General features: G+C 52.5%; 8 protein-coding genes. 3 read left to right on the top strand and 5 right to left on the bottom strand.

Annotation, left to right across the window (positions count from 1 at the left end; genetic code table 11):
- Positions 1–72: 72 nt before the first annotated feature.
- Complete coding sequence (locus N8H74_RS13005; protein ID WP_262148000.1) at positions 73–2,067, bottom strand: nucleoside-diphosphate sugar epimerase/dehydratase; 1,995 nt, start codon at positions 2,065–2,067, stop codon at positions 73–75.
- A gap of 346 nt (positions 2,068–2,413) precedes the next feature.
- On the opposite strand from N8H74_RS13005, the gene cysC reads away from it, so the two are divergent.
- From cysC to N8H74_RS12990, 3 genes are all read left to right on the top strand, one after another.
- Positions 2,414–3,007, top strand: coding sequence for an adenylyl-sulfate kinase (gene cysC / locus N8H74_RS13000; protein ID WP_262147998.1), 594 nt, complete (start codon positions 2,414–2,416; stop codon positions 3,005–3,007).
- Positions 3,004–4,392, top strand: a complete 1,389-nt coding sequence (locus N8H74_RS12995) for an FAD/NAD(P)-binding protein (protein ID WP_262147996.1) — start codon at positions 3,004–3,006, stop codon at positions 4,390–4,392. Before cysC ends, N8H74_RS12995 begins: the two co-directional genes overlap by 4 nt.
- A gap of 157 nt (positions 4,393–4,549) precedes the next feature.
- Positions 4,550–5,317 (top strand): SGNH/GDSL hydrolase family protein, encoded by a 768-nt coding sequence (locus N8H74_RS12990; RefSeq protein ID WP_262147994.1) that lies wholly within the window; start codon positions 4,550–4,552, stop codon positions 5,315–5,317.
- Between the two features lie 83 nt (positions 5,318–5,400).
- Here the strand turns inward: N8H74_RS12990 and N8H74_RS12985 are convergent, their stop codons facing one another.
- From N8H74_RS12985 to N8H74_RS12970, 4 genes are all read right to left on the bottom strand, one after another.
- Positions 5,401–6,372: an NAD-dependent epimerase/dehydratase family protein gene (locus N8H74_RS12985; RefSeq protein WP_262147992.1), complete on the bottom strand. Its 972-nt coding sequence runs from the start codon at positions 6,370–6,372 to the stop codon at positions 5,401–5,403.
- 253 nt (positions 6,373–6,625) lie between these two features.
- Positions 6,626–11,905, bottom strand: a complete 5,280-nt coding sequence (locus tag N8H74_RS12980; protein ID WP_262147990.1) for a glycoside hydrolase family 99-like domain-containing protein — start codon at positions 11,903–11,905, stop codon at positions 6,626–6,628.
- A 142-nt stretch (positions 11,906–12,047) separates the two neighbouring features.
- On the bottom strand, positions 12,048–13,421 hold the full coding sequence (locus tag N8H74_RS12975; protein ID WP_262147988.1) for an ABC transporter ATP-binding protein: 1,374 nt from the start codon (positions 13,419–13,421) through the stop codon (positions 12,048–12,050).
- Positions 13,411–14,229: an ABC transporter permease gene (locus N8H74_RS12970; RefSeq protein ID WP_262147986.1), complete on the bottom strand. Its 819-nt coding sequence runs from the start codon at positions 14,227–14,229 to the stop codon at positions 13,411–13,413. Before N8H74_RS12970 ends, N8H74_RS12975 begins: the two co-directional genes overlap by 11 nt.
- Between the last annotated feature and the right edge of the window lie 553 nt (positions 14,230–14,782).

The following is a 14,782-nucleotide window of genomic DNA, read 5'->3' as shown; positions in this document are numbered from 1 at the left end:
TGAAGCTGCCTCTCAAACTTAGGCGATGGATGGAGCCTGTCAAAAATGCGTTCGTTACCGAATGTGAAACAATCAGGGTTCGAGACGGCGTTGCTGGTAGATCCAGTCAACGATTTCGCCGTCCGGCGTATAGCCACTGACGGTCTCACGCAACAATTGGCGAACCCGGGAATAATCATCGCGCTCGACGGCGCCCAGCAGCTCGCTCAAGCGGCCCTTCAACACATCCCAAGGCAAGTGATCTTCATTGGCCGTCATGATCATCGGGTGCGGTGTGGCCGCCACGTTATCGCCGATCAGCAGCTCTTCGTAGAGCTTCTCCCCCGGCCGAAGCCCGGTGAACTCAATAGAGATGTCGCCCTGGGGATTGCGCTCGGAGCGAATGCTCAAACCGGAGAGATGGATCATTTTCTCTGCGAGTTCAACGATTCTGACCGGTTCGCCCATGTCCAGAACAAACACGTCACCGCCCTGCCCCATTGAGCCGGCCTGAATGACCAGCTGCGCCGCTTCCGGAATTGTCATGAAGTAGCGAGTGATCTTCGGGTGCGTGACCGTCAGCGGACCACCGGACTTGATCTGGCTGTGGAACAGCGGAATCACCGACCCGGACGACCCCAGGACATTGCCGAAACGCACCATGGTGAAGCGGGTTTTGTTGACGCGGGAAACGTTGGCTTTATCGCCGAACAGGACCGGAGCCACCTCACGGCTGAGGGCCTGAAGCGTCAGCTCGGCCAGGCGCTTGGTACTGCCCATGACATTAGTGGGGCGCACGGCCTTGTCGGTGGAAATGAGAACAAAGTTGGCGACGCCGGACTGCAGAGCCGCCTGAGCTGTATTGAGTGTTCCAATGACGTTGTTCAGCACGCCTTCGGCGATGTTGTGCTCCACCATCGGCACATGTTTATACGCCGCAGCGTGATAGACCGTATCGACCTTCCAGGTTTTCATCACGTCCTGCAACTTGTCCTGATGCCGTATGGAACCGAGGATCGGTAATAACCGAACCGGCGCCGATTGCCGACAGGCCCGTTGCTCCAGCTCTGACAGGATGCTGTAGAGATTGAACTCACTGTGTTCGAACAAAATCAGCGTGGTGGGACTCAGTGCAAAAATCTGCCGACACAACTCCGCGCCTATGGAACCACCTGCCCCGGTGACCATCACGGTCTTGCACTTGATGCACCGGGCCATCAGATCAGGTTGCGCAGGCACCGAGTCGCGCCCCAGCAGATCAGCGATATCCACTTCCTGGATATCCTCGACCTTCACACGGCCGCTGGCGAGATCAGTGAAATTCGGCACGCTTCGAATATGAAGCGGAAAACCTTCCAGAAGGTTGAGAATCTCCCGGCGTCGCGCTCGGGTGGAGGATGGCAGGGCCAGGAGGATTTCCTGGGCTCCGGTGACATCAATCATCTGCTGGATATGCTTGGGCTTGTAGACCTGCAGACCGGAAATCGAACGGTCGGATATACCTGAGTCATCATCGATGAACGCGACGGGGCGCATCACCCGTCCCATTCGCAGCGCGGCAACAAGCTGGTTGCCCGCAACACCCGCCCCATAAATGGCAACTTTGGTCAGACCATCGTCACGGCTGGTAAACGGTACGTGTTGCGCCGCTGTAAACCAATCGCCCATGAAGTACTGCCGCAGACACAAGCGCAGTCCCCCGATGATGACCATGCTCAACCACCAATAGTTGAAGATGATCGAACGTGGAACAACGGTTTCATGGTTGCTGTACCAGTACACAACAACTGCAAGAATCAATGAGGAAAGACTGACTGCCTTGACGATCGCGATCAGGGCGTCATTGCCGAAGTAGCGCATGACCGCACGATACATGCCAAAACGAATGAAGAACGGGATAGCGATGACCGGAGCGCAGGCAAACAGCCATATGTGGGCCCTGATCGGGTTGTACATATCATCGATACCCAGACGCACGATGAAAGACAACCACAGCGCGAGCCATACCAGCACGACATCAGTAGCCACCTGTAGCAAACGCTTCTGTCTGCGAGGCAATCCAAGCAGTATCGTTCGCACTTTATCCATTCACCCGTTCTCCCTCCTTCAGTTGACGCGGGGCATTGTACGCTCAATGCGTGAACCATCAGATGAATACTTGATCAGACAACACGCTCGGTCGCCGACCGGATCACCGTGCAGCTCACCGATTCAACACGAGCAATTTGTCCGGAGCATAGCTACAATCCATGGACCACCGAAAATTTGAAGGGTTCTTGGATTTTCGGATGATGATAAGCCTTGAGCTGCCGATAAGGATCATCGACACGGATCACGGGAGCAAAACAGCAGGGAAATGGAATTTGCCTCGCTACCCATAACCCCCTGATCCAGCAACTATCATTTTCCAATTTTCAATGTTTAACGAGAAAACATGCCCGAAAATCTTGTAGCTCACGTGTCTGTCGTGGACGCCAGGCGCCGCAGCATCATAAAAAACCAGCGGCCTATCGTAATCTGGCTGACAGGACTTAGCGGCGCAGGCAAGTCCTCCATCGCCAACGCCCTGGAGCTGGCACTTTGCGATGCCAACCGTCATACCTATTTACTCGATGGTGATAACGTTCGATTAGGCCTTTGCCATGATCTCGGATTCAGTGACAAAGATCGAATTGAAAACATACGTCGCATTTCGGAAGTTGCAAAACTGTTTCTTGATGCGGGCCTGATTGTAATCACCGCATTCATCTCCCCGTTCCTGCGTGACCGCGCGCTGGCCAGGGATGTCATCGGCGCGGAAAACTTCATCGAAGTCTTCGTTGATACCCCTCTCAGCGAGTGTGAGCGCAGAGACCCTAAAGGACTTTATAAAAAGGCCCGGCAAGGATTGATAAAAAACTTCACAGGCATCGACTCTGCCTATGAGCCGCCGGAAAATCCCCAGATCAGAATCAACACCCTGGAAGATGATCTGCAGACCGCAGCGCAACGCATTATCGACTTCATCAATAACTCGTCGTGCAAATGAAAACTTTAGTCATCATCGGCGCCGGGTTCAGTGGAACTGTCGCCGCCATCGAATTTTTGCGATCAGCCCCCGAAGGCACCCGACTCATCATCATCAACAGATCCGGTGCCGTGGCGCGGGGCCTGGCCTACGGAACCAGCAGTTCCAAGCACTTGTTGAATGTGCCGGCAGGCAACATGAGTGCCCTGGTCGATGATCCGGATTCATTTCTGCGTTACTGCCAGACCCGCCTACCCGATACAACTTCCAGCTCTTTTGTATCCAGAAAACTCTATGGCGATTATCTCTCCTCCCTTCTGGACAACGCTGAACAAGATGCAAGAAATCATATCGATGTCGAACGCTTAACCGCCGAAGTTAAAACATTGACGCCCCATGAGCACGGCGCATTGATTGAATTGTCCTCAGGTGAAAGCATCTTCGCCGATCAGGTCATTTTAGCGTTTGGACATTTCCCTCCCCGGACTCCAGCCGTACTGGAAAGCCTGCTTGATTTCCCAGGTTACGTGGCCAACCCGTGGAATGCCTCGTTCTCGACATCCACCTCGAACAGCAAAAATGCATCAATTCTGTTGTTGGGAAGCGGCCTTACCGCACTCGATGTAATTTCCAGCCTCGGAAAAACTTGCGAAGGTGGGCAGATCTATCTCCTGTCCCGGCGCGGGCTGCTACCGCTACCACACCGAGCCAGGAAAGGTGGGCTGCATCCGCCCGCTTCATTCAAGGATGAACTGCTGAACACTCCACCCAGGATTTTGAACTACCTGCGCACGATCAAGGCGCAGGTGAAGGCCGGGGAAAAGTCTGGACTGAACTGGAGAGATATTGTTGCTGCCGTGCGACCGATCACATCTTCACTCTGGACTCGTCTTCCCGCCAAAGAACGCAGCCGTTTTCTTCGTCACTTGCAACCCTATTGGGATGTTCACCGCCATCGCGTAGCACCGGACACCTATCAGGTTTTCGACGATGCACTGGCAAGGCAAAAAATCCTGCCAATCGCCGGACGTATAAGCAACATCGAACCCTGCGATGGAAAAACCCTTGTCACAGTCCAGCGACGCGGTGGCCGAGGAACGGAGAAGCTGTTAGTTGACTGCATCATCAACTGCACAGGACCCAACTCGAATCCGAGCCTGATTGAAGAACCTCTGATCCAGCAATTGATAAGAGACGATCTGATCTCTATCGACGATCACGGTCTGGGTCTGCGGATCAGCGACAATATGGCCGTCGAAAGCCAGGATGGGACGCCGTCTGAATGGTTGAGTTATGTCGGCCCCATGTTGAAAGCCAGCCTCTGGGAAGCCACGGCCGTACCTGAACTGCGCATATATGCATCCGGGCTCGCCAGAAAAATATCCCGCAAGTTCAACCCCGCCTGACATATGCGATGAAACTCAACCATCACCGATATAGCTGGCTGATTCGGTGACGGCAACTTGCGAACGTCCCTCTATTGCGTTCACATCCGGCTCCCTGGCAAAGGGAGCCGGAACAAGACCCCTGTCTAAAAGCATTCAATCAGGACCTGATCAGATAATGAACCCTGTGCTTGTACTCGGCGATTCCCACGCTCTGGTTTTCAGCTCGGAGCAAATGACTGCCCTGTTCCCCGAACACACTTTCGAAGTGACTTCCGTCGGGGGAGCTACTGTATCCGGTCTGAAAAATCCCAACGCCGTTACCCAGGCCATGCCGCAATTCAACTCGGCGCTGCAAGCGACCACGGCGAAAACAGTCATCGTCATGCTCGGTGAAGTCGATACCGGTTTTGTGATTTGGTACCGGGCTCAAAAGCATGGCAGTTCCATAGACTTGATGCTTGAACAAGCTCTCAGCAACTATCAGAAACTTCTTGTGGATGTAGCTAAAAACTTCCGGGTGATCTGCATCAGCACCCCCCTTCCAACCATCAGCGATGACATGCAATGGGGTGAAGTCGCGAACATGAGAAAGGAAGTAAAGGCCTCCCTCAGTGAAAGAACCAGACTGACCGTAAAGTTCAACGCGCTGATGGAAGCCTTCTGCATTGGCGAGGGTATCAGCCATCTCAATTTCGACCATTTATCCATTGATGAAACCGGCCAGCTTGCAAAAACGCTTCGCAACTCCGACCCAAGCGATCACCATTACGAACCCTCAGCCCACGCACTGATGATTGCGCCTCTTTTGCGGCCATTGCTTGAACAGGACTGCCAACTGGATAACGACAGCCGCACGAAAGAACCTGGCGCTTCTACCAGGTGCGAACATCACGGCTACTCAATCCTGCGCAAGTTTTGGCACGCACTTCTTCGGCGCAAATAAAAAGCCCCACTGGGAACACCAGCAGGGCTTTTCACCGAGAGCCTTGAGCGCTGACAGCAAAATCAATCGACTGACGGCAAGCCTCAGGAGGCCGGATTTTCATCCAGCCATGCGACAAACTGCTCCAGTCCTTGCTCGAAGCTCACCGCCGGTGCCCATCCCAGCGCGCGCTTGGCCCGCTCGATACTCAATACACTCACAGGAACGTCAAAACCGCGAGCAGGTAAGTATTGGCGATTGGTGGTGCGTCCGGTGATCTTCTCTATCGCATCAAGCAAATCGTTCAAGCTGTGACCTTGACCTGAACCGATATTGAACACATGTTCGTCTTGGGACGGTTCCAGCGAAGCCAGCAAGGCTTGAATGACATCGTCGACGTGGATGTAGTCGCGAACTACTGAACCATCGCCCCAGATTTCAATGGACTCGTTACGCAGTACTTTGCCCAGGAATACCGCAACAGCACCCTGACTGGCGTGGGTGCGCTGCCCTTCGCCGAACGGGTTCGCCAGACGCAAAACGGTGTAATCCAGACCATGCAGTCGATGAAACAGTGCCAGATACTTTTCGATCGCCAGCTTTGCAATGCCGTAGGAACACGCGGGGTCTGTAGGATGGGTTTCAGGAATCGGCAACTCGACCGGATCGCCGTAAACGGTTCCACCCGATGACACGAAAATGACCTTCTTGATACCGGCCTCTAGCGCCAGGTTCAACAAGCGAATGGTCCCGACGAGATTGCTCTCGACATCAAACACCGGATCCGCATTTGAGGACTTGGGCAGTGTGGTCGATACCAAGTGATAACAAATGTCGCAACCCTGCAATGCTTCACTGATGTCCGCTTCGCTGGTGAAGTCGCCTTCGTATAGCTCGAAATGTGGATTCTTCGCATGCGACTCCCCAAGCTCCACCACATTTGGGCGGTCAAAACAGCGCACAGCATGCCCCTGATCGAGCAGTGCATCGATCAGATGGGTACCGATGAAGCCTCGCCCGCCCAGCACCAGGGACTGTACAGCCCTGTCAGTCGAGCTGTTCTCGGATTTTTTCAACGTAGCCTCCAATGCTCCAACGGTTCGATCTATTGGACTGATCTCAGGAATCAGAACTCACAAAACGTTGTAAATAGAAAATTTAACAGCACCACGCGAAGCAGTACAAAGGCAGCCGATGAACAGAATGTAGCGGCAGATCGGAGAGCACTATCCCTGATCTGCCTCGACTCGCCCTTGCGATGACTCGATGGATCTTCCCTACGACCAACAACCACTCCCCAAAACCTGTGAAGCGGCGTCGAGTGGGCAATTAAGCCGTGCGGTCAGCCCGGCTGGCCTTGATGTCACGCTCGAACAATCGAACGTACTGCGTAGCTACAGCATCAATTCGGTAGCGATTGGAAACCTCCTTGACCAACCCAAGCGCCTTTCGGTATTGCTCTTTATCTGCGGCAAACCCGGCGATGACTTTCGCTGCTCGTTCAATTGGGACTTCCCAGTCATCCAATCCAATAACCTCACCAGCGATGCGCTCATTGAGCGTCAGCATGTTTCTGATATCGCCCACGTCTGAAGCGATGTATGGCTTCCCGGCAAACAGACAGTCGACAATCGTAAGAGGGAAGCTCTCAGACTTGAACTTGGTCAACATGATACCCATGTCCGCAGCAGCATAATGTCCAACCGAGTTGTCACTGAATCCTGCCAGATAGACGAAGTCTGGTGCCCCGACCTTGCGATATTCATCGTAGACCGGCCCATTACCGACTAGCAGTAAACGAATGTCCTTGCCGGAAAGCTTACGCGCCAACTCTACGGCCTGGATCGTTTCCTCCCACCCCTTGTCAGGAATTGCACGACTCACACAGCAAAGTACAAAAGCATCCTCGGGAATACTCAGTTGCTCACGAGCCACGGCGACTATATTCGGCGGCTGCAGACCATTCGGCACCTTGACGAAACGCTCAGAGGTTTTGTCATAAAGAGAGAAGTTCGCGAAAGGAACGATATTCTTTTCGGCGGTATATACCCATGTGGTTACTGCGGCATCTGCTGCTCGAAGTTGCTCCTCAGTAACAGCAAATGCATCACCATGCTCAATCATTCCGTGTAAGGACGCCACATGAGAACCCAATTCGGAGAACACCTCGGGCAGGTGCAACGGATACTTCTGAATGTGCCATTGATGAGTGTTCATCGCCTCAACGCCGAACTCGTGGATAACCGATCGCACGTCTTCGAGATCCGAGGTCTCCACAAGCGGAACATCAGGTCGGAGCATACGGCGGACACCATCTTCACGAGCTGTCAAACCGGCGCTCAGTAGAAAAACAGACAGCCCTTGTCGCTTGAATTCGTTCGCCAAACGGATAGGCAGAATCTCCGCACCGCCAGGATAGAAGCCAATCGTCGAAACCATAATGTTCGGCGAGCGATTTTTACGCGCTTCAAAAATCGCGTCGCGACCATACCAGTTCTGAAACTGCTCAATTGATTCACCGACGTTATGCTCATAAAGCCGCTGGCAGCTTTCCTCACACCGCTCAAGAACCGACAATGGCACGTTATATAGCGCCTGCACTGTCCGGCTGGACATCCCAAGCTCGCGATAGAAAACCTCTCGCTTGTAAGTGGTGTGAGCCGCACTACCATCATACCGACGGAAGAAGTTCGTACCATCAACCGAATAGGCGACCTTGCCTCCACGGATGAGATGAAGATAGAAAACCCAATCGCCTGCGACTCGCATGGACAACCAGGTCTCATCATCGAGTAATGGCATTTCGACGGGGCGTTTGAAAACAACACCACTGGCGTTAGGAATTGTATTCTTGATCCCAAGTGCAGTTCGTACTTCGTTGTGAGCGGTTTCTACGTACGATTCTTTCCATTTTTCTGCCACTTCCAAATCGCTGACATAGCGATGGAACTCGTTCTCGATTACGACCTCGTCACTTGTAACAAATTCGCAACGAGCGTAGGCCAGCATGACGGCTTCATCATCGAAACAACGAACGAGAGCTTGCAGGAATTGCTCGTCGCAATAGTCATCGCTCTCAGCCACCCAAACCAGGTCGCCAGTTGCCGACTTGATGCCTTTGGCCCACTGTCTGAACACGCCACCAGAGTTGGTTTCGTTGAATAGCTTGATCGTTACATCGGGATACTTCTCGGCATACTCGCTCAATACCGCACGACTTTGATCAGACGAACAATCATCCATCAAAATGACTTCGATATTCTGGTACGTCTGCCCATAGATACTATCCAGACGACGACGCAAGAAGCGCTCATGGTTGAAGTTCGGCACAATCACCGAAACCTTCGGCATCAACACATTCGATTCGATATCCAACAGCGTGCAACTTGTTTCATTGATTCGACCGAAGCCGGCGACTCTGTCGGGCTCAAGAAACAGCCCCTGGCCCCAGTCATTCCAGGCGTTTACAAACACCAGACGTCGATCCGCAGCATGTATGCCCCGAGCACTGGAGATGGCAGCCTCTAGCCAGCGACGATATTCACCGGCGGTAAAGCGCGTATAAACCAACGGGGATTCCGAGGTAATCGCCGACTCGTCCCTGGCCAGAGTGACCCCGTGATAGACGGGGAATGCCTGCAACGGCGCACTCTTCGTCCGCGAAATTCCGTTAGCCACAACCACCGAATAAGGGATAGCGGACAGTCCATTCTTCGACTGAGGAACAAACGTGCCTGTTTCACCTGGAACCGGGGCGACAGGCAGATCCAGAACAGCATCACAAAGCTCGGTCAATTTCTTGAGCTGCGTCTGATCATCGGTATGTACCGACTGAACAATCAGATAAGCCGTGATATTCAGTTTCACAAGCACGCTGCGTAGATCGTCAAGCGACTTAACAAGATCATCGATCGCAGGCTCAACCACAATGACAGGTCGTCCATCGATGCGCATGTAGCGCTGGTCAGAAACAATTTCTGCAATGCGCGTCGGCAATTTTTTGGCAGATGCGGAAACTTTCAAGCAAAAGTTGAAATCGATCTCTGCATGATCAAAGAAGACGTCAACTGGTTGCTGTACATCAACCAGTGCCGCGTCGCCTTCCCATTGGAAGCAGAAGCCGTGCAGACCATGAGCTTTAGCAAGTTGAGCCTGTTTGCCAAGAACAGCGCTATCCAGCGGATCATAAAATCCAAGATATTCATCCGGCAGCAAGCGTGCTCCACCCTTGGCCGAAGACTGAGCGCCACGTAGCTTGTCCCACTGCGGAGTAACATACAGCGCAAGAAGCTTGATATCAGTGTCGACACTACCGAATCGGATATCTTCCTGATAGCGAAGGGTCGTACCTGATACAGCAATCCGCTGCTCTGAAGCACCAGCAACAACATAGTGCCAGAACGGGTTGATATCAGCCGCCTGGATATCCTTGTAAGTTTCGAGATAGGATCGAGTATCGAAATCGTCGGACGGATTTCGCCCCTCGCGCCAACCTGAATCGCAGTAGTGGCGGATAGGGTCGATGTTAGATCCCAACAAGTCGGGATACATCGCAAAATAATAAGTCTCATCAAACATGCCCGACGTCTTGATGACCTCAACTTGAGCATCAATAACGGTCTGGGGAGTCTGATTGAAGACTTGAGGTGCCGATACGACGTGTTCCGAAGGTTTATTACTGCCTACGGCTGCACTGACACTCCGAACCCGCGTATGAGAAGCGATTGAACGCCCCTCCAACTGGCCGTTTCTGAGATAGTGAACCAAGGGATTCACGCGTGCAGCGGCCACATCCGGATTCTCATCCAGATATTTGGAAGTGCTAAACAGCACCGAAGGATTTCGGCCTTCACGCCAGCCATGAAGCATATAGTGCTTGAGCGGATCAACACCCAGAGCGCTGACGTCAGCGTTGCTGGCCAAGTAATAATCCTGGTCAAACAGAACACTTTCACGAAGCAGGTTTACTGTGGCCTCGTTTCGGAAATCCCGGCGATTTCTCAGCACCTCAATCGCTTTACCCAGCGAGAGAACACTCAGCACTCGCTTCGTTCGGCGCGCAAGTCCACCGAATTTGCGCAAAGGAGAAGTAACGCGCCAGGAACGGGACTGCAGAACGCTATTCAGTTCTTGCCTTAACCCATCGACATCAAGCGCTTTTTGCTGAGCAATGCGCGAAACCTCACTTTTCAGGCAGCCGACCTCGCCCTCGCGCTCGACAATGGAATGTTTGAGATGCGTGATCTCCACGTCTCTCTCGCCCATGACACCATTGAGATGGGAGATCTGTTTTTCATGCTCAACCAAAGCGTGGCTGAGACTTTTTATCGTCTGGTTATAGTTGTTGATCTCGCCTTCGCGGGCACTGTCAAGGTGAGTGAAATTTCGCAGTTGAGCTTCAAGCTCGACAATCGAATATCTCAGGTTGGCGATCTGCGTGTCCCGCTCGGCGGTTGCCTGCGTCAACCCGACAAGCTGGCCATCTCGCTCAACCAGGGCATGACGGAGCTCGGTAATCTTGTCGTCATACTCGACAACTTCCGCGTTACTGCGAACTTGATCAGAAATATCCTTTTCAAGGTCGACAATGCGCTGCTTGAGCTTGGTAATCTCGGTCTCACGCCCTACCACCCGCAGACCCAGATCAGTAATTTGCGCGCCTCCTTCGCTTACCAGAGCATTGAGGGACTCGATTTTCGCCTCGAGTGCCCTGGCCGTCCGATTCAGAAACTCAATTTGGCCGTTCCGCTCACCAAGACGCTGATGACGCCCGCGAATCAGCATGACAGCCCGTAGCGCCAGGTGCAGCTGGTCCTGCGAAAACGAATCCTTGGCCTGCGGTAGTTCAGTGTCGTATCCGAACACTGAGAAATCTTCGGCGTACAAAGTCCGAATCAGACTGGCACTACGCGCCGTCACAAATTCTGGGAGGTAAGGAATCAGACTCTCATTCGCCCGTCTATCTGCGAAAGGGTCAGGTAGAAACTCACCTAAATGGGCGGATAAAGCCTCACTAAGGTGCGACGACTCTTCGATTTTTACCAACATGGTGTAGTTGATCAAATCAGGACGCAGTAGCGTAACTTGCGGGGTCCAGTGCTGATCCCAGTAGGACGGCGCTTCCTTGCTTGCAAGATGCTCAAGGAACCCCTCGAAAGCCAACGCAATATCTTCGGCGTTTTTCAACGGCCGATGATAAAAGTCGCTCTGAGTATAAGGTCCGACCTGCTGCGGCTCTTGCAGCAAAAGTTTTGATTGCCACGCGGAAAATATACGCTTGTATGGATTTCGCACTACAGCAAATCGAAAATACGAGTCCGATGTCAACGCTTCAAAAAGCTCGTCTGCACCTAGACCAGTAACATGTGGTGCAACTTTATGCATCTCATGAACAATCTGATCCGGATTGCTTTCAGCACTATCAGTGATTTCGTACAATGCCTTCGAGCAGCCTTCCAAAGCGGCGAACCACCACTTGAGGGAGGTACATGCAACTTTAGGTGTGCTTACGTACAAGAGCTTATGTTGCTCTGAACGATAGCCACTCCAGCGGAGATAGTTGAATACTTTTTCTGCGTCACTCGGTGGCCAATCACTGATATTTAGCATATACGTCAAAACCCTATGAATATGCTGCTGTACAGCAGCAAACTTCCAAGCTAATTAAACCATTGCACAAGCCACTTGCCTTCCAATGACTTGTTTGAAACATTCTTAGACTGTCGGTATGGCTTATCATCCGACAGTCAACCTAGCTCGTAGTTTTTCCACCGATCTCTGCCTGAGGTGCGTTCGCCATCAAATCCACGTAACCAAATGAATTTAACTTCCCTCCCGGCACGACTCTAAACATGATGGCGTCCATGATTCTATGAGCACAGCTCGGCTCTTGGTTCGACCAGACGCCACCACCCACGAAATAGACACCCGGCAACAGATTCATCTGAAAAGAGAACCGCACGGCAAAGTCACTTCCGCTGGCAACAGGCTCGAAATACGATCCGTCCTCAGGAAATCTCTGACCGGTGATAACTGCGCCCGAGACATTGCGGATATGTATCCCCCAATAAGTTGCGTCAAAACTCTCCATAAAGTGGCCAGCCACTTCGATCTGGTATGTTTTCCCGGCTTGCAGCACGTTCACCACGCGCCCTTCAGCGTCCAGGATAGAGAACGACTTGATTTCGGCGCCTTGCGTGGGATAGATCGCCGTCGTTTCAGGAACGAGACCGGAATCAAATGCGTCGCTTGGCAACTCATTGATCTCAACAGAAGGCTCCACAACCTTCTTCTGGAGATCAATCGGTTCGCCTGCCTTATCTGCTACCGAGTATTCTTCAACGAGCCTTTTATATTCCGCGTCGGGTGCATAGATGAGTTTCTGATACGCACGTACCGCTTGCGGGGCGGCGCCATACATAAGTCGGACACCATGATCCAGCAGCAATGTACGGTCACATAGTTCAATAATGCTCGTCGCCGAATGCGATACGAACAGAATGGAAGTGCCTCGACTTTTCAACTCCTCCATTCGTGCAAAGCATTTGCGCTGAAACTTCTCGTCCCCGACAGCAAGCGCTTCATCAACAATAAAGATATCAGGATCAATCATTGCTTGAACGGCAAAGGCCAGTCGAACGACCATGCCGCTGGAATAGCTTTTTACCGGCTGTTCAATAAAACTTCCGATATCCGCGAAAGCCGCAATCTCATCAAATCGCTGGTCGATCTCTTCCTTTGCCAGCCCGAGTACCGCCGCGTTCATGTAAACGTTGTCTCGACCAGTAAACTCCGGATCGAATCCAGAACCCAACTCCAGCAATGCGGCAATACGCCCGAACGTCTGCACCGTGCCTGATGTCGGATTCAACGTGCCGCAGATCATTTGCAGCAGAGTCGATTTACCGCTGCCGTTACACCCGATAATGCCGACCGTTTCTCCTTTCTTGACTTCGAAAGAAACGTCCCGCAAGGCCCAAAACTCACGGAAAAACTGGCTGGGCTGCATCCGCACCGCGTTTTGCATGCGAGGGACGATGAACTGCTTCAGTCGATCACGCGGTTGGTCGTAGATTTCGTAGCACTTGCTAAGGTTCTCAACCTTAATCGCGACTTCAGAGGACATCAGCAAATCCTTTACGTGTTTTCTGGAACCAGGCGAAACCCAACCAGGCGATGCAAGTAGTGGCTACCCAATAGATTCCCAATATTTCAAAATCCGGTAATTTCCCCCAAAACAGGACGTCGCGAGTCATTTCAATCGCTGGAGTCAACGGGTTGAGGTAGAGCAGATGGCGATATGCTTCGGGAAGAGCGGTCGCAGGGTAAAAAATGGGACTGAGGAACATCAGCACAGTGGTCAAAATACCAATGAACTGCGAAACGTCGCGCAGGTAAACACCCAGAGACGCCAAGGCCCAGCTGATGCCCATGATAAATAGGATGAAAGGGATAATGATCAAAGGCAGGTAGAGCGCGGTGACATGCGGTACGCCAAAAAAGATGCCGTAGGCAATAAACCAGACGCCCAGACTGATCGCGGCATGAAACAACGCGGACCCCAGCACTACGACAGGCAGAATTTCAAGTGGATAAACCACCTTTTTTACGAAATTCACCTTGCCGAGAATCAAACCTGGAGCCCGATTGATGCACTCGGAAAACATATTGAAAACGATCAATCCCGCAAACAGAATCAGTGCAAATTCCGTCTTCGAATCGCTGTCTACACTCCAGCGCGCGCGAAGCACGGCACTGAAAACGAAGGTGTATACCGCGAGCATCAACAGTGGGTTAAAAAACGACCACAGCAACCCCATCGCCGAGCCACGATACCTTCCAAGCACCTCCCGGATCGTGGATGCCTTGATCAACGCGAAATTGCGCCAGAAGCTGGCGAACATGTCCAACGGACTGATGGAAAACTGTCGCATCAAGCAAAAACCTCAACAGATAATTGTGCATGCCTGGGCGCGGCACAAGCCGCTGGCAGCGGGGCTACACCCATTAACGAAAAAAAAATGCTTCCATGAGAATCACCGCACACCTCAGCCCGGGGCTCGATGTAGGTCGGCGCATTGTCGTACATATCTAGGGAATTCCTTTCGTTAGAAGCTGCAATGACCTTGAACAAAAAGTGCGTGGACCATGATCTCAGCCTGAGCTGACCGACTGGTACGCAGGGGGGCATGGGTAAAACGCTGTACTGGATAGAAAGCAAAACCGGGCAACCTGTCGCCCGACAGGCCCCCTTCCAAACCTGCATAACGGAGATGATACCGAAGGAGGCGATTCCCCCAGCGCTGGCCCCAATGACAGATGAAGCCCACAGCGGCCGACAACACCCGTGGTCCTCACCCAGCACACGGCCCAAGCCTAACAAGCAGCTAGTTTTGTAGCCAGCCAGAGCTTTCAAGCCATCGACACTGAGGTCAATAATCCGTCAGATGATAGCATTCAAACCCACACGGAAACACGATTTTTCCC

It is taken from the genome of Pseudomonas sp. B2M1-30 (assembly GCF_025447575.1).
In the GTDB taxonomy this organism is placed as follows: domain Bacteria; phylum Pseudomonadota; class Gammaproteobacteria; order Pseudomonadales; family Pseudomonadaceae; genus Aquipseudomonas; species Aquipseudomonas botevensis.
This window is presented reverse-complemented; position numbering and strand designations above follow the sequence as displayed.